Origin of the sequence: Nonomuraea jabiensis (genome assembly GCF_014204795.1) — a bacterium.
GTDB lineage: Bacteria > Actinomycetota > Actinomycetes > Streptosporangiales > Streptosporangiaceae > Nonomuraea > Nonomuraea jabiensis.
In genome coordinates this window covers 1,645,471-1,662,921 of record NZ_JACHMB010000001.1, presented here as the reverse complement: position 1 = coordinate 1,662,921, position 17,451 = coordinate 1,645,471, and the positions used below count along the sequence as shown (strand labels likewise).

13 protein-coding genes are annotated in these 17,451 nt (G+C 69.4%); 4 read left to right on the top strand and 9 right to left on the bottom strand.

Going from position 1 to position 17,451, the window contains the following annotated elements; genetic code table 11:
* Positions 1-15: 15 nt before the first annotated feature.
* From narI to HD596_RS07075, 4 genes are read right to left on the bottom strand one after another with little or no spacing between them, the layout of a single operon-like run.
* Entirely contained in the window at positions 16-696 is a 681-nt protein-coding gene (gene narI, locus HD596_RS61390) for a respiratory nitrate reductase subunit gamma (protein ID WP_185068501.1), read from the bottom strand.
* Positions 693-1,247: a nitrate reductase molybdenum cofactor assembly chaperone gene (gene narJ / locus HD596_RS61385; RefSeq protein ID WP_185068500.1), complete on the bottom strand. Its 555-nt coding sequence runs from the start codon at positions 1,245-1,247 to the stop codon at positions 693-695. Before narJ ends, narI begins: the two co-directional genes overlap by 4 nt.
* Positions 1,244-2,851 carry a nitrate reductase subunit beta gene (gene narH / locus HD596_RS07080; RefSeq protein WP_185068499.1) on the bottom strand — a complete coding sequence of 536 codons (1,608 nt, stop codon included), beginning with the start codon at positions 2,849-2,851 and terminating at the stop codon, positions 1,244-1,246. The genes narJ and narH overlap by 4 nt, the downstream gene beginning before the upstream one ends.
* Positions 2,851-6,345, bottom strand: coding sequence for a nitrate reductase subunit alpha (locus HD596_RS07075; RefSeq protein ID WP_185068498.1), 3,495 nt, complete (start codon positions 6,343-6,345; stop codon positions 2,851-2,853). The genes narH and HD596_RS07075 overlap by 1 nt, the downstream gene beginning before the upstream one ends.
* 187 nt (positions 6,346-6,532) lie before the next feature.
* On the opposite strand from HD596_RS07075, the gene HD596_RS07070 reads away from it, so the two are divergent.
* Positions 6,533-8,221: an ABC transporter transmembrane domain-containing protein gene (locus HD596_RS07070; protein WP_185068497.1), complete on the top strand. Its 1,689-nt coding sequence runs from the start codon at positions 6,533-6,535 to the stop codon at positions 8,219-8,221.
* A 37-nt stretch (positions 8,222-8,258) separates the two neighbouring features.
* Positions 8,259-10,016 carry an ABC transporter ATP-binding protein gene (locus HD596_RS07065; protein WP_185068496.1) on the top strand — a complete coding sequence of 586 codons (1,758 nt, stop codon included), beginning with the start codon at positions 8,259-8,261 and terminating at the stop codon, positions 10,014-10,016.
* A 54-nt stretch (positions 10,017-10,070) separates the two neighbouring features.
* Here the strand turns inward: HD596_RS07065 and HD596_RS07060 are convergent, their stop codons facing one another.
* The 5 genes from HD596_RS07060 to HD596_RS07040 all read right to left on the bottom strand — a co-directional run bounded on the left by HD596_RS07060 (position 10,071) and on the right by HD596_RS07040 (position 15,477).
* A complete protein-coding gene (locus HD596_RS07060; RefSeq protein WP_185068495.1) occupies positions 10,071-10,769 on the bottom strand; it encodes an IclR family transcriptional regulator in 699 nt (232 codons plus the stop codon).
* Complete coding sequence (locus HD596_RS07055; RefSeq protein WP_185078330.1) at positions 10,766-12,031, bottom strand: cytochrome P450; 1,266 nt, start codon at positions 12,029-12,031, stop codon at positions 10,766-10,768. Before HD596_RS07055 ends, HD596_RS07060 begins: the two co-directional genes overlap by 4 nt.
* 32 nt (positions 12,032-12,063) lie before the next feature.
* The gene (locus HD596_RS07050; protein WP_185068494.1) at positions 12,064-12,828 is read right to left on the bottom strand and encodes an alpha/beta fold hydrolase; all 765 of its coding nucleotides are present in this window, start codon (positions 12,826-12,828) and stop codon (positions 12,064-12,066) included.
* A complete protein-coding gene (locus HD596_RS07045; RefSeq protein ID WP_185068493.1) occupies positions 12,774-13,346 on the bottom strand; it encodes an ATP-binding protein in 573 nt (190 codons plus the stop codon). The genes HD596_RS07050 and HD596_RS07045 overlap by 55 nt, the downstream gene beginning before the upstream one ends.
* 1,330 nt (positions 13,347-14,676) lie before the next feature.
* Positions 14,677-15,477, bottom strand: coding sequence for an MBL fold metallo-hydrolase (locus HD596_RS07040; RefSeq protein ID WP_313043064.1), 801 nt, complete (start codon positions 15,475-15,477; stop codon positions 14,677-14,679).
* 144 nt (positions 15,478-15,621) lie between these two features.
* Here HD596_RS07040 and HD596_RS64660 point away from each other — a divergent pair, with 144 nt between their 5' ends.
* Together HD596_RS64660 and HD596_RS07030 are read left to right on the top strand one after the other, a co-directional pair.
* Positions 15,622-16,500: a MarR family winged helix-turn-helix transcriptional regulator gene (locus HD596_RS64660; RefSeq protein WP_221519214.1), complete on the top strand. Its 879-nt coding sequence runs from the start codon at positions 15,622-15,624 to the stop codon at positions 16,498-16,500.
* A 388-nt stretch (positions 16,501-16,888) separates the two neighbouring features.
* Positions 16,889-17,446: a hypothetical protein gene (locus HD596_RS07030; protein WP_185068491.1), complete on the top strand. Its 558-nt coding sequence runs from the start codon at positions 16,889-16,891 to the stop codon at positions 17,444-17,446.
* The last annotated feature ends 5 nt before the right edge of the window (positions 17,447-17,451 follow it).

The window sequence follows — 17,451 nt, the reverse complement described above, 5'->3', positions numbered from 1 at the left end:
CAGACGCCCGGCACGCTATCGGGTGCGACTCCGATACACGATGTAAGGACGGAACAAATAGCCCAACGGGGCGGAAAAAGCATGCACCAGGCGGCTGAACGGGAAAAGTACGAACAGCGCCATCCCAATGAGCGTGTGCACCTTGTAAAGGACGTCGGCCTGACGCATCGCGGCGGCGTCCGGCTGGAGGATGAAGATGCCGCGGAACCAGGGTGCGACCGTGGTGCGGTAGCTGACGTCGCTCGGCACGAACCCGGCGACCGTCGTCACCGCGCCCGCCACGATCGAGGCCGCCAGCACCGCGTACATCGTCTTGTCGTTGGCCGTGGTCGCCGTGAACACCGGGCCGGTGGTGCGGCGGCGGTAGATCAGCAGGGCCAGCCCGACCAGCGTGGCCAGGCTCGCGAGCCCGCCCCAGATGATGGCGTTCAGGTGGTAGGCGGCGTTGGACACGCCGATCGCGTCGGTCCAGCTCACCGGGATGAGCAGGCCGGTCACGTGGCCGATGATCACGAAGATCAGGCCGTAGTGGAACAGCGGGCTGGCCAGGCGCAGCAGCGGGGCCTCGTAGAGCTGGGACGAGCGGGTCGTCCAGCCGAACTTGTCGTAACGGTAGCGCCAGATCAGCCCGCCCGCGAAGACCAGCAGGGTCAGGTACGGCAAGACCACCCAGAGCGTGCTCTCGGCCCAGCTCACAGGTAACCTCCTACGGTCTCGGCCGGCGGCCCGGCCTGGGCCAGGCGGGTGGCCTGGAGCCGCTCGGCGGCGGTGATCGGCGGCAGCACCGCGCACACCGCGCCGATCACGTACGCGTACGGCGAGTCGTGGTCGGTCAGGGCCGTGAGCAGCAGCTCCAGCCCCGGCCTGTGCTCCCTGAGCAGCTCGGCGCCCGCGGGGTCGAGCGCGGCGAACTCCAGCATCACCGGCAGGAAGTCGGGCAGTTCGTCGTCCATCAGTTCCCACCCGGCCGCCCGGTAGCGCTGTTTCAGCGCGGCCAGCGACCGGCCGCGGCGGCGGGTGTCGCCGTCGGTGTAGTAGGTGAGGTAGAGGCAGCAGCGCCGGTGCAGGTCGAACGTCTCCACGTAGTGCGCTGCCAGCTCGCCGGGCCCGAGGTCGGAGACGCGCGACAGGAACGTCCCGAAGTGCGGCTCGGCGGCCTCCTTGATGAGCGGGAGCCGGTGCCAGAAGCGCTCGTCGGGATAGGCGAGGAGGTGCGCGGCGGCCTGCCAGACGACGGCGCTACTCATGATTTTCTCCTCTTGGTCGGGAACAGGCCGGCGGGGATGCCGCGGCCGTCCCAGTTGAGCAGGTTCACCCGGTCGCGGGTGATCTCGTCGCTGGTCTGGCGCTGCTTCAGGCCGTGGAAGGTCTCCACCGCGACCGGGTCGGGCCGGCCCGACGCCTCGCCGAACGGGCCCTGCATGCCGGGCCCGCCGTCGTAGTCGAGGCTGCAGCCGCCCTCCTCGACGATCCCGGGCGGGATGTTCCCGAAGGCGGTCGGGATCACATAGCGCTCGTCGTACTTGGCCAGTGCCAGCAGCCGGTACATGTCGTGCACCTGCTCCTCCGCCAGGCCCGCGTCCGCCAGGACGGGCGGCTGCCCCAGGTTGACCGAGCGCATGTACGAGCGCATCGCCGCCAGCCGGCGCAGCGCGGCGGTCACGGGCGCCGGGTCGCCGGCGGTGAACAGTTCGGCCAGGTAGCCGACGGGGATGCGGAGCGACTCGATGGCGGCGAACAGGTTGACCGCGTCCTCGCCGTCGTGGCCGCCTTCGGCGAGCGCGTCCACGACGGGGGAGAGCGGCGGGACGTACCAGACCATCGGGAGAGTCCGGTACTCCGGGTGCAACGGCAGCGCTATCCGATATTTCTTGATCAGGTCGTACACCGGGGACCGCCGGGCGGCCTCCACCCAGTCGGCGGGCAGGTCCGCGGCGTCCACCGCCGGGTCGTACGGGTCGACGAACAGGTCCAGCTGGGCCTCGTACAGGTCGCGCTCGTTGGCCACCGAGGCGGCCGCCGCCACGCGGTCGGCGTCGTACAGCAGGACCCCGAGGTAGCGCAGGCGCCCGACGCAGGTCTCCGAGCAGACCGTCGGCAGCCCGACCTCCACGCGCGGGTAGCAGAACGTGCACTTCTCCGCTTTGCCGGTCTTGTGGTTGAAGTAGATCTTCTTGTACGGGCAGCCCGTCACGCACATGCGCCAGCCCCGGCACTTGTCCTGGTCCACGAGCACGATGCCGTCCTCGGCCCGCTTGTACAGGGCGCCCGACGGGCACGAGGCCACGCACGACGGGTTGAGGCAGTGCTCGCAGATGCGCGGCAGGTAGAACATGAACGCCTGCTCGAAGGCCAGCTTGACCTGGTCCGACACCTTGGCGAGCACGGGGTCGGGCGAGGGGTCGCCGCCGAGGTCGTCGTCCCAGTTGGCGCTCCACTCGATCTTGGTGGGCCGGTTGCTGATGAGCGACCTGGGCGGCGCGACGGGGACGTCCTCGGAGAGGGGCGCCCTGATGAGGTTCTCGTAGTCGTACGTCCAGGGCTCGTAGTAGTCCTGGAGCGCGGGCATGAGGGGGTTGGCGAAGATGGTGAGCAGCTTGCGGAGGCGGCCGCCCGCCCTGAGCTTGAGCCTGCCCCGCCTGTCGAGCGTCCAGCCGCCGCGCCAGCGGTCCTGGTCCTCGTAGCGCCTCGGGTAACCCTGGCCGGGGCGGGTCTCGACGTTGTTGAACCAGACGTACTCGACGCCCGCCCGGTTGGTCCAGGTCTGCTTGCAGGTGACCGAGCAGGTGTGGCAGCCGATGCACTTGTCCAGGTTCATCACCATGGCGATCTGGGCCATGATCGTGGCCATCAGAAGCGCACCTCCTGTGATCTGCGGCGGATGGTGGTGATCTCGTCGCGCTGGTTGCCGGTGGGGCCGAAGTAGTTGAAGCCGTACGAGAGCTGGGCGTAGCCGCCGATCATGTGGGTGGGCTTGATGAGCACCCTGGTCAGCGCGTTGTGGATGCCGCCCCTGCGGCCGGTCGCCTCCGACTTGGGCACGTCGATCAGGCGTTCCTGCGTGTGGTACATGTACACCGTGCCCTTCGGCATGCGGTGCGAGACGATCGCCCTGGCCACGACCACGCCGTTGCGGTTGACCGCCTCGATCCAGTCGTTGTCCGCGATCCCGAGCCCGGCCGCGTCCTCGACCGACATCCAGATCGTCGGGCCGCCCCTCGACAGCGACAGCATGAGCAGGTTGTCCTGGAACTCGGAGTGGATGGACCACTTGCTGTGCGGGGTCAGGAAGCGCAGCGTGCCCGCCTCGCCGAACAGCGCCGCCAGGTCCAGCGGCGGGCGGTAGATCGGCAGCGACTCGCCGTACTCGTGCATCCAGTCGTGATCGAGGAAGAAGTGCATGCGGCCGGTGAGCGTGTGCCAGGGCTTGCCGTTCTCGACGTTGATGGTGAAGGGCGAGTAGCGCCGCTCGTGCGACTCCTTGCCCGACCACTCGGGGCTGGCGGCGACCTGTACCGGCCTGGCCTGGGTGTCGGAGAAGACGATCCGGTGCCAGACGTTGACCAGGTCCTCGAAGTCTTTGCCCGTGCGCTCGGCGAGCTGCCTGAAGCCCTGCGCGGCCAGCCTGCCGTTGCTGACGCCCGACAGGGCCAGGATCGCCTCGCACGCCTTGGCGTCGGTGTCGAGCTCCGGCCGGCCCTTGGCCACGCCGCGCGGCACCAGGCCGCACGACTGGCCCAGCCAGGTCACCTCCTCGCCGGGCATGAACGTCACGCCCTTGACCGGGATGCCCAGCCTCTCCGTGAGGGGGCCGAGCGCCGCCAGCTTCTCGGCGATGGCGCCGTAGTCGCGCTCCACCACCTTGAGCTCGGGCCCGCCGCCCCTCGCCAGCTCGCCCGGGGTGTCGTGCTGGTACGCCGTCGCGACCACGTCCCTGCGGACGCCGAGGTGCTTCTCGCCGAGCTTGCTGAAGGTGCGGGCGATGGCATGAAACGCCGAAAAATCGGTCTTTGTCTCCCAGGGCGGGCTGATCGCCGGGTTGAACGCGTGCACGAACGGGTGCATGTCCGTGGACGACAGGTCGTGCTTCTCGTACCAGGTGGCGGCCGGGAGCACGATGTCGGAGAAGATCGTCGAGGACGTCATCCTGAAGTCGAGCGTGACCAGCAGGTCCAGCTTGCCGCTCGGGGCCCGGCTGTCGGGGTCCGGCAGGTTCGAGATGGCGCCGAGGAGGTGGTGCTGGAAGTACTCGCTGCCCTTGGCGGAGGAGCCGAGGAGGTTCGAGCGCCAGAGCGTGAGCACGCGGGGCCAGTTGCGCGGGTCGTCCGGGCGCTCGGCGGCGTAGCCGAGGCGGCCCGAGCGGAGCTCCTCGCGCGTGAAGGCGATGGGGTCGTCGGCGTCGCCGAGCTCCAGGGGGTTGCGGTCGAACGTCGGCGCCATCGGCATCCAGCCGTTCCTGACGGCCTGCGCCACCAGCTCGGCGGTGCGCTTGCCGCGGAACGTGCCGGGACCGAGGGGCGAGGCCAGGTCGCCCGCGTCGAAGTGGTCGTAGCGCCACTGGTCGGTGTGCAGGTACCAGTACGGCGTGCCCGGGACCTGCCGCGGCGGGCGCGCCCAGTCGAGGGCGCCGGCCAGCAGCGCCCAGCCGGCCAGGGGCCGGCATTTCTCCTGGCCCACGTAGTGCGCCCAGCCGCCGCCGTTGCGGCCCTGGCAGCCGGTCAGCAGGAGGAGCGACAGGAACGCCCGGTACATCGTGTCGCCGTGGAACCAGTGCGTGGCGCCCGCCCCCAGGATGATCATGCATCGGCCCCGGGTCGACTCGGCCGTCCTCGCGAACTCTCGGGCGATCTTCACCGCCCTCCCGGCGGGCACGCCCGTGATGCCCTCCTGCCAGGCCGGCGTGTACGGCTCCGCGGCGTCCTCGTAACCCGCCGGCCAGACGCCCGGCAGCCCGTCGCGCGCCACCCCGTACTGGGCCAGCAGCAGGTCGAACACCGTGGTCACCAGGTGCTCCCCGACCTTGACCGTCGGGACGCCCCTGCGTACCGAGCGGCCGCCGTCGAAGCGGGGCAGCAGGACCTCGGCCGGCTCGCCCCCGTACAGGGTGAGCTTGGGGTCGGTGCCGAGGTCGAGGTTCCAGCGGCCCTTGCCGGACTCGGTCCAGCGGAAGCCGGCCGAGCCGTTCGGCACGACGGGCTCGCCGGCCTCCGACATGAGCACGGTCTTCCACTCGGCCGCCTCCTCCTCCGAGCCCAGGTCCCTGGCGGTGAGGAACCTGCCGGGCACGTAAGCGCCCGCGCGCTCCTCGAGGCGGACGAGGAACGGCAGGTCGGTGAAGCGCTTGACGTAGTCGGTGAAGTACGGCGTCCCGCGCTCGACGAAGAACTCCTTCAGCAGCACGTGCCCCATGGCCATGGCCAGCGCGCCGTCCGTGCCGGGCCGCACGCTGACGAACTCGTCGGCGAACTTGGCGGCGTCGCTGTAGTCGGGGGAGACCACGACGACCTTCTGGCCCCGGTAGCGGGCCTCGGCCATCCAGTGCGCGTCGGGGGTGCGGGTGACGGGGACGTTCGAGCCCCACATCATCAGGTACGCGGCGTCCCACCAGTCGGCCGACTCCGGCACGTCGGTCTGGTCGCCGAAGACCTGGGGGGAGGCCACGGGCAGGTCGGCGTACCAGTCGTAGAAGGAGAGCATGGCGCCCCCGATCAGCGACAGGAACCGGGAGCCGACCGCCTGGGAGACCATCGACATGGCGGGGATGGGGGAGAAGCCGGCGATCCGGTCGGGGCCGTACCGCTGGATGGTGTGGACGTGGGCGGCGGCGATCATCTCGGTGGCGAGGTCCCAGGTGACGCGGACGAGGCCGCCGGTGCCGCGGGCGGACTGGTAGCGACGCCTTTTCAACGGGTTTTTCACGACATATGCCCATGCGTCGACCGGGTCGCCGTTCACGCGTTTCTTCGCTTCCAGGTACATCTCGACGAGGACGCGACGGGCGTACGGGTAGCGGACCCGGGTCGGCGAGTAGGTGTACCAGGAGAAGGCGGCGCCGCGCGGGCAGCCGCGCGGCTCGTACTCGGGGCGGTCGGGGCCCACGCTCGGGTAGTCGGTCTCCTGCGCCTCCCAGGTGATGATGCCGTCCTTGACGAACACCTTCCACGAGCACGAGCCCGTGCAGTTCACGCCGTGCGTCGAGCGGACCACCTTGTCGTGACTCCACCGGTCACGGTAGAAGGTGTCTCCCTCGACGCCGCCTTTCAGATAGAGGGTATGCAGATCGGCGCTGGTGACCGACCTGCGCAGATAGCGACCGGTCTTCAGCAGGAGCTCCTCCGCACTCATACCCCCACTTCATCACAGATAGTGACTCTCTGTTACACAGGGTGTATGTCTGAGCTTCGTAAAGGTCAGGTGTCGAACCTGGCCTGGCCCCTGCGGCGTTCGCGGTGACGTTCCGGGCGTGGAACCTCATCGGGCCCTCGAAAACCGTTTGCCGAGGCGGGGTTCGGCTTGTCAACCTTGTCAGGCCATGCGCTCCCTTCCTGAAGCCGATCCCGGCGTGCCCGACATCCGCAGCCCGTTCCGCTACCTGTGGTGGAACGCGCGGCGGCAGTCGGCACCCCTTCTCGCGGGCATCGGCTTCGCCACGCTGTGGTGGCTGGTGCAGGCGCTGATGCCGGCGGCGCTCGGCAAGGGCATCGACGCCGTCACCGCCAAGGACACCGGGGGGCTGCTGCTCTGGGCGTCGGTCCTGTTCGGTCTGGGGCTGATGCAGGCGTTCACCGGGATCATGCGGCACCGGATGGCCGTCTACAACTGGCTGGCCGCCGCGTACCGCACCGTGCAGCTGGCCGCCAGGCAGTCCGCCAGGCTGGGCGCCACGCTGCCGAAGCGGCTCTCGACCGGTGAGGTCGTCAGCGTCGGCAACTCCGACATCGCCCATATCGGCAACTCCATCGACATCCTGCTGCGCGGCATCGGCTCCGTCGTGGCCATCGTCACCGTCACGGTGATCCTCATCTCGACCTCGCTGCCGCTGGGGCTGCTGGTCCTGTTCGGCGTGCCGCTCATGACCGCCGCCGTGGGGCCGCTGCTCCGGCCCCTGCACAAGCGCCAGGCCAGGCAGCGCGAGCTGTCCGGCGACCTGTCCACGCGGGCCGCCGACATCGTGGCGGGCCTGCGGGTGCTGCGCGGGATCGGCGGCGAGCAGGTGTTCGCCGACCGCTACCGGGCCGAGTCGCAGCGGGTCCGGCGGGCCGGGGTGAGCGTGGCCGGGATCGAGTCCGTGCTCGAAGGCGCCGAGATCGTGCTGCCCGGCCTGCTCATCGCGGCCGTCACCGGCGTCGGCGCCTCGTTCGCCGTCGCGGGGGAGATCCCCGCGGGGCAGCTCGTCGCGTTCTACCTCTACGCGGTCTTCCTGATCGGCCCCATGCGGACGCTCACCGAGGCCGCCGACAAGCTCACCAAGGGCCACGTGGCGGCCGGGCGCGTGATCCGGATCCTGTCCATCCAGCCCGAGGTCACCGGCGGCACCGGCACCAGCGCGGGCGGCGTGCTGCGCGACTCCTACAGCGGCGTGACCCTCCAGCCCGGCTGCCTCACGGCGGTCGCGGCGGACACCCCCGAAGACGCCACCGCCATCGCCGACCGGCTCGGCCGCTACGCCGACGGCGACGTCACGTTCGGCTCGGCCGACCTGTCGACGCTGCCCATCGACGAGGTCCGCGCCCGCATCCTGGTCGCCGACAACGGCGCCCGGCTGTTCACCGGCCGCCTGCGCGACGAGCTCGACGTGCGCGGCGAGGCCTCCGACGCGCAACTGCGCGAGGCCCTGTACGCGGCCTGCGCGGAGGACATCGTGGAGGCGCTGCCCGACGGCCTGTCCGCCCCGGTGGCCGAGGCGGGGCGGGAGTTCTCGGGCGGGCAGCAGCAGCGGCTGCGCCTGGCCCGGGCGCTGCTGGCCGACCCGGAGGTGCTCATCCTGGTCGAGCCCACCAGCGCCGTCGACGCCCACAGCGAGGTCCGCATCGCCGAACGCCTGGCCAGGGCCCGGGCCGGTAAGACCACGCTGATCTGCACGACCAGCCCGCTGGTGCTCGACCGTACCGACCACGTCGTCTACGTGCAGGACGGGCGGGTGCTCGTGGAGGGCACGCACCGGCAACTGCTGGACAGCTCACCGCCTTACGCCGCCACCGTGACCCGCGGAGAGGACTGACCTCATGCCCCGGACCCGCGGGAAGGATTGAAGCAGGATGGCTCGCGAAATCTTGCCGGTCGCCGATCGAAAACAGGTGCGTGCCTACGCCAGGCGGCTCACCCTCCGCTACCCGCGGCAGCTCACGATCGCGCTGGCCCTGCACGGCCTGGCGGCCGTCGCGGGGCTGGCGGTGCCGTGGCAGCTCGGCGGGCTGGTGGAGGACGTCCAGTACGGCATCGAGGTCAACGTCGCCGTCGTGACCGCCGCCATCGCGGGCTTCCTGCTGCTGCAGGGCGCGCTCATGCGGTTCGCGGTGCTGGCCTCCGCCAAGCTCGGCGAGAAGGTGCTGGCGGAGCTGCGCGAGGAGTTCGTGGACCGGGTGCTCGGGCTGCCGCTGTCCACCGTCGAGCGGGCCGGGGCCGGAGACCTGATCACCCGTACCTCCCGTGACGTGGACTCGCTCTCCCGCACCGTGCGCAAAGCCGTCCCGGAGACGCTGATCGCCCTGGTCACCTTCCTGATCACGGTCGGCGCGATGCTCCTGGTCAGCCCCCTGCTGATGCTGCCGATGCTGCTCGCCGGGCCGGTGATCGGGGTCTCCACGCGCTGGTACCTGAAGCGGGCACGGGACGGCTACCTCCGCGAGAACGCCGCCTATGCCGACATGACGGAAGGGCTGGCCGAAACCGTCGAGGGGGCCCGTGCCGTGGAGGCGCTCGGCCTGCAGGCGCGCCGCCGATCGCGTACCGACGGCGACATCAGCCGCTCCTTCGCCGCCGAGCGCTACACGCTCGGGCTCCGCACGGTGTGGTTCCCCGCCGTCGAGCTGGGCTACGTGATCCCGGTGGTGGCGACGCTGCTGGTCGGGGGGCTGTTCTACACCAATGGCTGGGTGGCGCTCTCCCAGGTGGCCACCGCCACGCTCTACGCGCAGCAGCTGATCGACCCGCTCGACAGGTTTCTGTCGTGGATCGACGAGCTACAGGTGGGCGGGGCCTCCATGGCCCGGCTGCTGGGCGTGGCCAACGTACCCGACGACCGGGCGGCCGGCTCCTCGCGTCCCTCGGGCGAGCTGCTGGAGGCGTCCGACGTCCGGTACGCGTACCGGGAGGGCCGGGACGTGCTGCACGGCGTGTCCCTGACCGTCCGGCCCGGCGAACGACTCGCCATGGTGGGCCCTTCGGGGGCCGGAAAGTCCACGCTGGGCCGGCTGCTGGCGGGCATCCACGGGCCGCGGACCGGCTCGGTGTCCGTGGGCGGGGTCCCGCTCGTGGACCTGCCGCTGGACGAGCTTCGCGGCCACGTGGCGCTGGTGACGCAGGAGCACCACGTGTTCAAGGGCTCGCTGCGCGACAACCTGCTGATCGCCCGCCCGGAGGCCTCCGACGCGGCCGTGCGCCAGGCGCTCGAGGCAGTGGACGCCCTCGACTGGGTCCTCGCCCTGCCCGCGGGCCTGGAGACGGAGGTGGGCTCCGGCGGCCTGGCGGTGTCGCCCGCCCAGGCGCAGCAACTCGCCCTGGCCCGCCTGGTGCTCGCCGACCCGCACACCCTGGTCCTGGACGAGGCCACCTCCCTCATCGACCCCCGCGCGGCCCGCCACCTCGAACGCTCGCTGGCAGCCGTCCTCGACGGCCGCACCGTGATCGCGATCGCCCACCGCCTCTACACGGCCCACGACGCCGACCGGGTGGCCGTCGTGGAGGACGGCCGGATCAGCGAGCTGGGCTCACACGATGACCTGGTGGCGGAGGGCGGCTCCTACGCCGCCCTCTGGACCAGCTGGCACGGCGCTCCCACCACCACCCGCTCCTGAGGATCGTCGCGCCGGCTCCCCGGCTCCCCGGCTCGGCGGTTGCGGGCGAGGACGTCAGAGGAGTCGCGCGATCTCGGTTGCGGCGAGCCGTACGCGTGGGGCGATCTCGTTCTCATCCCGCATCCCGATGGTCACCACGCCCACGCTCGCGTCGGCCGGGCGCCCTGCCGCGATGATCGGGGCGGCGATGCCCCATGCCCCTGGCTGCAGCTCTCCTGACGTGACCGAGTAGCCGGTGACGCGGGCCTGGGTTATCTCCGGGCGCTCCCCGGGGAGGGGCGGGCGGCCGGCCAGGATGGCGATCCCCGAGGCGCCGCGGTTCGCCGGATGCCGGGTGCCGGCGCGATAGCCGACGTGGATCTGCGAGACGCGCGGCTCGGTCACGGTCAGCACGACCGCCTGGCTCTCGTCGATGTCGAGCACCGTGATGAAAGCGGTGGCGTTGCAGGCGTCGGCGAGCACCTGGAGTGCCGCGGAGGCCGCGCTGCGGAGCCTGTGCTGGACGGCGGCGTTGAGTTCGACGATGCCGAGGCCGAGGGTGTAGCGGGTGCCGACCCGGGCGGCCAGCCTGTGGTTGCCGAGCGCTGTCAGGTGACGGGAGACGGCGTTGCGATGGATCCGGGCGAGCTGGGCGAGTTCGGTGATCGTCAACCCGTCCGGATGGTCCTTGAGGATCTCCAGGAGCCGCAGGCCGGTGTCGATCGTTTTCGAGCCGGCCGGGGAGGCGGCCGGGCCTTGCTGGTCAGGGGTCATTCGAGGCCTAGGGAAGGTGCGGGGGTGTAGCTCAGGGGCAGGTGCTTGATGCCGCCGATGAAGTTCGACACCAGCCGGACGGGCGGCCCGGCGAGTCGCACGTCCGGCAGCCGCCAGAGCAGCTCCCGGTAGAACACGCGGAGCTGCAGCCGGGCGAAACGGGAGCCGAGGCACACGTGCGGCCCGTCGCCGAACGAGACGTGGTCATTGGGCGAGCGGGCGATGTCGAAACGCGTCGGGTCGGCGAAGCGGCGTTCGTCGAAGTTGGCGGCAGCGTGGAAGACGACGACCTTGTCGCCTGCGGCGATGCGCCGTTCGGCCAGGACCGTGTCGTGGACGGCGGTGCGGCGGAAGCTGAGGACGGGGGGATGCCAGCGCAGCATCTCCTCGATGGCCGAGTCGAGGAGCTCCGGGTGGTCCAGCAGGCGACGATGCTGGTCAGGGTGGTCGAGCAGGGCGAGCAGCCCGCCTGGCAGAGCCGAACGTACGGTGTCGTTGCCCGCGATCACCAGGAGGAAGAAGAACATCGACAGTTCGGGATCGGTAAGACGCCGCCCGTCCACCTCGGCCGTGGCGAGCGCGGTCATGACGTCGCTTGCCGGGTTCCGGCGCTTGTAGGCGGCGAGCGAGTGAGCGTACTCGAACATGTCGGTGAGCATGGCGGGGGATCGTGGATTGACCGGCTTGCCGTCCGGGCCGAGGACGGCGCTCGCGTGATCGGGGTCCTGGTAGCCGATCACGCGGTTCGTCCACTCCAGGATCCGGCCGCGATCCTCGGGCGGGATGCCGAGGAGATCAGCGAGGTTGTGGATCGGGTAGTCATCGGTCACGTCCGCCGGCAGGTCGCACTCGCCTCGCTCGGCGATCTGGTCGACGAGCAACCGTGCTCGTGCCGCGATACCGGCGGTGAAGCGTTCGATGCGCCGGGCGGTGAACACGCCGGAGACGATCCGCCGGAGCCAGCCGTGTTCCGGCGGATCAAGGTTGAGCATCGTCTGCCGGATGAACGACAGGTCGGCGGGGTCCGGGTCGCGGATCTGGGTGGCGCCGAGCCAGGAGCTGAACTCGGTCGGCGTGCGAAGTACGCGTACGACATCCGCGTGACGGGTCACCGCCCAGAATCCGGGCCCCGCCGGCCAGTTCCCGACCTGGTGCTCCTCCTGCCAGCGCACGGGTTCGTGGTCACGCAGCCAGCGATACGTCTCGTGTGGGATGCCCTGTGCGTAGATACGCGGGTCGAACACGTTGGCCGTCGTACTCATGCCGGTCACGGGCAGCCCCCTCCAAGAGATCGTCAGGCGGCCAGGAAACGTTCGATGGCGGAGACCAGAGCCAACGGCGTCTCGTCCATCGCGTAGTGGCCGGCGTCGGCGAATGTCAGCAGTTCGGCGTTCGGGTACCACTGCAGCCAGGTGCCCCGCATGACATCGGCGGACAGCGCGGGGTCGTGCTCGCCGGCGATGACGAGCACCGGCGTGGTGGCGCCGACCACCTCGGAGTGGAAGTCGGTACGGGCCCAGGCGTCCAAGTAGGCCCGGTAAGCGGTCACCGTGGACTTCCGCAGCGAGTTGTCGACCATCTCATCGAGCCATGCGTCCGGAAGCCGGTTGCCGGTGGTCAGATCGATGATCGCGCGACGGCTGGCGGGCTCCTCGGCGGAGCCGGAGAACAGCGCCCACCCCTGGTCGTCGAACGGCACGCCCGAGGCCGGCACCGGAGAGATGCCCACGAGCTTGCGGACCCGGCCAGGCGCGTCCAGCATCACCCGCTGCATCGCCGTCCCGCCCATCGAGTGGCCGACCAGGGAGAAGGTCTCCCACCCCAGCTTGTCGGCGAGCGCCGTCACATCGGCGGCGATCTCCGCGAGAGTGTATTCACCGGTGAGATCGCCGGCCTCGCCGTAGCCCCGGTAGTCGGGGAAGGCGTAGGTGAAGGCCTCGCCGTTCAGGTAGGGCTGAATCTTCCCGAAGGAGCCGCGATCTCCGAACCAGCCATGCAGCGCGATCACGCGGTGCGGCCCGGAACCGACGACGTCATGGGGCAGGACGACGGAGGACATGACGGATTCTCCTTAGCGTTCGTGGCGTCGGATGCGGAGCAGTCGCCGGAGGCCGTGGCGGTCGGCATCTCACCCGCACGTCCGGTGCCGCCGACGTAGTCCAGGCTGAACCAGACGTACTTGCCGGCTGCGTGCTGGACGGTGCCCCACCGGTCGGCCTGCGCCTCGACCAGGAACAGCCCGCGCCCGCTCTCGGCGAGGAAGTCAGGGGCACGCCGCGTCGGAAGGGTCCGATCGTGGTCGCATACCGCCAGCCAGATCGTGGCGCCCCCCACTCGAACGTTGATCCTTATGTCGGGGGATCCGCAAGCGGGCGGGACCGCATGCTGGACCGCATTTGTGACCAGCTCGCTGGTCAGTTCAGCGATCGTCGCCTCATGTGCGGGGGAGAGAGGCAGATCCCAGGAGGCGAGCATCGTCGACACCCAGCGGCGGGCGATCGATGACGCGATCGGCGAGCGCGGCAGATCGCACCAGCGGGAGAGCAATCGGCTCTGAAGTTCGGTGGCGACATTCACGGCGCCCCCGCTGTGATCGGCGGTAAATGACAGGTCAACCCGCCCCCAGGGCATTGCGTAACGTTCCTGTCGTCGGACGCTTCCGATCCCACGCCGCCCTGCATGGCCCGCCTTGCGGCGGCTGCGGCGCGTCCGAACTCGGGTTTCAAGCGGTGCATCGCGAACACGGCGTCGGCTTCTCCGATGCCCAAATATTGGGCGTGATGGTCAAAAAGTGGGCGTGCAGCGAGGAAAGCATCGGCCGAAACAAAGCCGTTGTCAACGCGAATGCCGCAAGTTGTGGATCTTTTGTGTTGATGGCGGCACGTGCAGCGGCGAAAGCCTCACATCATCACTGGGAGTAGCCGATAGGTCGGATGGCGACCTTGCCTGTTGCCCTGGGCGGCGTTCGGGTTCCCCTTGCAGAGGCCGTTGAATTGTCGGATGGCGTAAGACGGCGAGGCACCTCAGCGGTCGTTCCTTCTTTGGTGGCTTCGTTTCTGCTGGGCTCGACGGCTGATCGGGGGAGGTCCGCTGGTTCGCGAGGCGTCGAACGCCGCGACAGCGGTGCTGGTCGCCCCCCGGCAAGGCGTGTCGGTGGAGGTGCGGCGAACGCACCGAGGGGTCGGACGGTGTACGCCACCCCTCCAGGCGTGATGACCGCAGATCTGAGCGTCCGTGGGTTTCCCGGTAGCCGACAAACTCACCCCCGGCGGCCCGATGACGCTGCTGCAGCTGTATGTGGCCAACGAAGGCGATGACCTCGCTTGGCGCAAGTGCAGCCCTCAAGGGTGCGGGCGTACATGGGCCATCGCGCCCAGCAACGGAGCAGAGAGCACGGCTGCTGCGCCCCAACCGGCCCTCAGCCTGGAGCATCTCGTGAAGCCATGACCCTCCCGGCGACGTACACGTGTGGGGAGGGTCTGAGCGTGACACCGGCCACGGAGCGGTGATGCCTATGCGCAGCGCCCGCCCGCCCGGTCATCGAGTGGTGCTGCGCTAGGCATCAGTGGCGTGGTGGCCTAGGTGCTGGACGGGGCCTCAGGGCGACACGCCGGCATAGGTGACTCGCGGACATTCGTGATTCAGGGAGCGTTTTGTAACTCGCGCAGCCATGGTGACTCATCGGAGCATTAAGGGACTTACGGCGCCTTGAATGACTCACGACTCACGACTCACGGGGCAGTGGGTGCCTCAAGGCGCAAGGGGCGACTCACGGCGCAGTGGTGACTCAAGGCGCAAGAGGTGACTCACGGCGCAGTGGCCGAGCGTACGGGACATTTGAGCACTCACGGGACAGTGGGTGGCTCACGGATATTAAGTCACTCATGGACATCAGTCGAATGAGGGCTTATGCCACGGGCACCCAGTTCCGGGAGGTGGCGGTGCGGGTGACCCGGCCGAACACCACGTCGGCGAAGTGCACACCGAAGCCGATCGTGTCCGGACGCTGCAACTCGTTGACCAGCCGCTGCCGCTGCACCGTCGACTCCACCGAGTCCAGGTCCGACCCGGCGAACCATTCGGGATGCCGGATCTGGACCGAGGAGTGCAGAGCGTCGCCGAACGCGATCAACCGCTGCCCACCGGACGTGATCGTGTACGTGGCGTGCCCGAACGTATGCCCAGGAGCCAGCGCCACCCGCACCCCCGGGAAGATCTCCTCATCGTCCCGCACGGTGCGGACCCGGGACGCGAGCGCGGCGAGCATCTCGTCGGTCGTCCCTTGCTCAAGGCTCAGGTGCCGCTGCTCCCACTCGGGCTCGGAGATCAGGTAGTCAGCCTCGGTGAACGCGGGCCGCTCGCTACCGGGCGCGGGGTGCCAGGCCCAGCCGAGGTGGTCGAGGTGCAGGTGGGTGAAGGCCACCGCCTCGATCTCGTTGGGCCGCCGGCCCAGCTTGGCGAGGCTGTCGAGCAACTCGCCGCCACGGATGGAGCCGATCTTCGGGTTCTCCGGATCGTCAGGTACGGATATGGGCCCCACCCCGGCATCGATCAACAAGGCCCTCTCGCCGTACTCCACCAACAGCGCACCGATGCTCCCCACAAGGTTCCCCGTGTGGTCGAGGAAGGCGGCGTTGTCCTTCCAATCCTGCTCCGTCGTCTCAAGCAACCACCCGTACGGCTTGAGCTGCACCACACCGTCAGGCACATAGCTGATCTTGAGCTCACCGAGCTGCAGAGAACGGGCAGAGGACGGCCGCCGCAGACGCTCTTCATAGCTGTTCATGGCAGAGAAACTTACAACTAGAACTATTAAAGCTGCAAATATGCATGCTTGAGCTATCCTGTCCCTGTGAAGCCGCCCGACCCCGCCCCCACTCCCAGCCTCACCTCTACCAGCGGTGCCACTGCCGGGGGTGCCACTGCCGGGGGTGCCACTGCCAGCGATGCCGCTGTTAGCCTCACCACCACGAACAGCCACGCGACCAACGGCAGCCTCGCCACCAGCGGTGCCACCGGCAGCGATGCCACTAGCGGCAGCCTCGCGGCCATCGGCAGCCGGGCGACCAGCAGCAGTGGCGCCACCACCGATGGCGACGCCACCATCGGCAGCTTCGCCACCACCGACCGCGACGCGAGCAGAGGCAGCTACGCGACCAGAGACAGGGGCGCCGCCACCGACAGCGACCGGACCAGCGGCAGCCTCGCCACCAGCGGTGACGCCACTGGTGTGGAGGCCACGGGTGCGGACGCCCCCAGTAGCAGCGCCTCCAGCAGCAGCGCCGCCAGCAGCAGCGCCGCCAGCAGGAGTGCCGCCGACAGCGCGGAGCGTGCCATTGCCGAGCGGAACCTGTGCGGTCTCGTCGGCGCCCTGGCCAAGCAGATTGAGGGTCATATCAGGGAGCGGGCGGGCGCGCTGGACCTGACGGTGGCCCAGGCGGTGGCGCTGCGCGAACTCACCGGGCCGATGACCATGCGCGACCTTGCCGATCGGATGAGTTGCGAGCCGTCGAACGCCACCTTCGTGGTCGATCGGCTGGAGGAGCAGGGCATCGTCGAACGGCGCCCTCATCCTGGTGACCGCCGGGCCAAACAACTCGTGCTGACCCCCGAAGGCGTCGCACTCCGCGAGCGACTGATCGACCTGCTCACTGAGGCTTCACCCTTGGCCCGGCTCACTTCGGAAGAGCAGGCCGCCCTCAATGACCTCCTCACGCGGGCGGTGCGATAACCGGAGCAGTTCGTTCTCCGGTTGACGTTCGCCTGGATCCGTCGCGCAGTGGGGTTGGCCGAATCCGCTTTGTGGGTGTTCGCCTGATGGGCTCGGGTGGTGGGCGGTGCGGTAACTGGAGCAGTTCGTTCTCCGGTTGACGTTCGCCTGGATCCGTCGCGCAGTGGGGTTGGCCGAATCCGTCTTGCGGGTGTTCACCTGATGGGCTCGGGTGGTGGGCGGTGCGGTAACTGGAGCAGTTCGTTCTCCGGTTGGCGTCCGCCTGGATCCGTCGCGCAGGCGTTGTCCGAATCCGTCTTGCGGGCGTTCACCTGATTGGCTCGCATGGGGGAGGCGGGTCATTCTCACAGGTGATCTTTTATCCTCGGTGCCCGGCGAGAGTGCAGCCATGGCGATCAAACTGCTGCACGCGGCCCCCGCCACCAGCGACACCGAACAGCCCGTCCCCCGATGGGCGCTCCGTGTCGCCTACGCGCTTCCTTGGCTGCTGCTCCCTTCGTGCCTGTGGAGGTTGCCGTTTGCCTTTCACTTCGACATGGGGCAGCTCAACGACGCGCCTGTATCACCGTTGTGGATCACTATCCCTTATGTCTTCGGGCTCAGTGTGATCACCGAGTTGGTGGCGCTGTTCAGCATCGGTCTGGTGCGTGGCTGGGGCGAGGTGGTCCCGAACTGGATCCCGGTCATCGGCGGCAGACGTGTGCCGGCCATGGCGGCGGTCGTCCCGGCCGTGATCGGAGGGCTCCTTCTGAGCGCGATCTCGGTCTGGATGGTGCTCGCCTGGGTCGGCGTCTTTGACCGCACGGAGTATGAGAACGGCTGGTGGCAGGCGCTGGCCATGGTGTGCATCACCCCGATTGCGCTGTGGGGCCCGATAGTGCTCGCCTTGGCCTACGCCTACCACCGGCGCCGTCACCCCGCCCGTGGTCAGCGGATGCCTTCATGACACCC

Coding starts and splice junctions, on each gene's coding strand:
- narJ (WP_185068500.1), bottom strand. CDS start 1,247: ATGAGTAGCGCCGTCGTCTGGCAGGCCGCCGCGCACCTCCTCGCCTAT.
- narH (WP_185068499.1), bottom strand. CDS start 2,851: ATGGCCACGATCATGGCCCAGATCGCCATGGTGATGAACCTGGACAAG.
- HD596_RS07075 (WP_185068498.1), bottom strand. CDS start 6,345: ATGAGTGCGGAGGAGCTCCTGCTGAAGACCGGTCGCTATCTGCGCAGG.
- HD596_RS07070 (WP_185068497.1), top strand. CDS start 6,533: ATGCGCTCCCTTCCTGAAGCCGATCCCGGCGTGCCCGACATCCGCAGC.
- HD596_RS07065 (WP_185068496.1), top strand. CDS start 8,259: ATGGCTCGCGAAATCTTGCCGGTCGCCGATCGAAAACAGGTGCGTGCC.
- HD596_RS07060 (WP_185068495.1), bottom strand. CDS start 10,769: ATGACCCCTGACCAGCAAGGCCCGGCCGCCTCCCCGGCCGGCTCGAAA.
- HD596_RS07055 (WP_185078330.1), bottom strand. CDS start 12,031: ATGAGTACGACGGCCAACGTGTTCGACCCGCGTATCTACGCACAGGGC.
- HD596_RS07050 (WP_185068494.1), bottom strand. CDS start 12,828: ATGTCCTCCGTCGTCCTGCCCCATGACGTCGTCGGTTCCGGGCCGCAC.
- HD596_RS07030 (WP_185068491.1), top strand. CDS start 16,889: ATGGCGATCAAACTGCTGCACGCGGCCCCCGCCACCAGCGACACCGAA.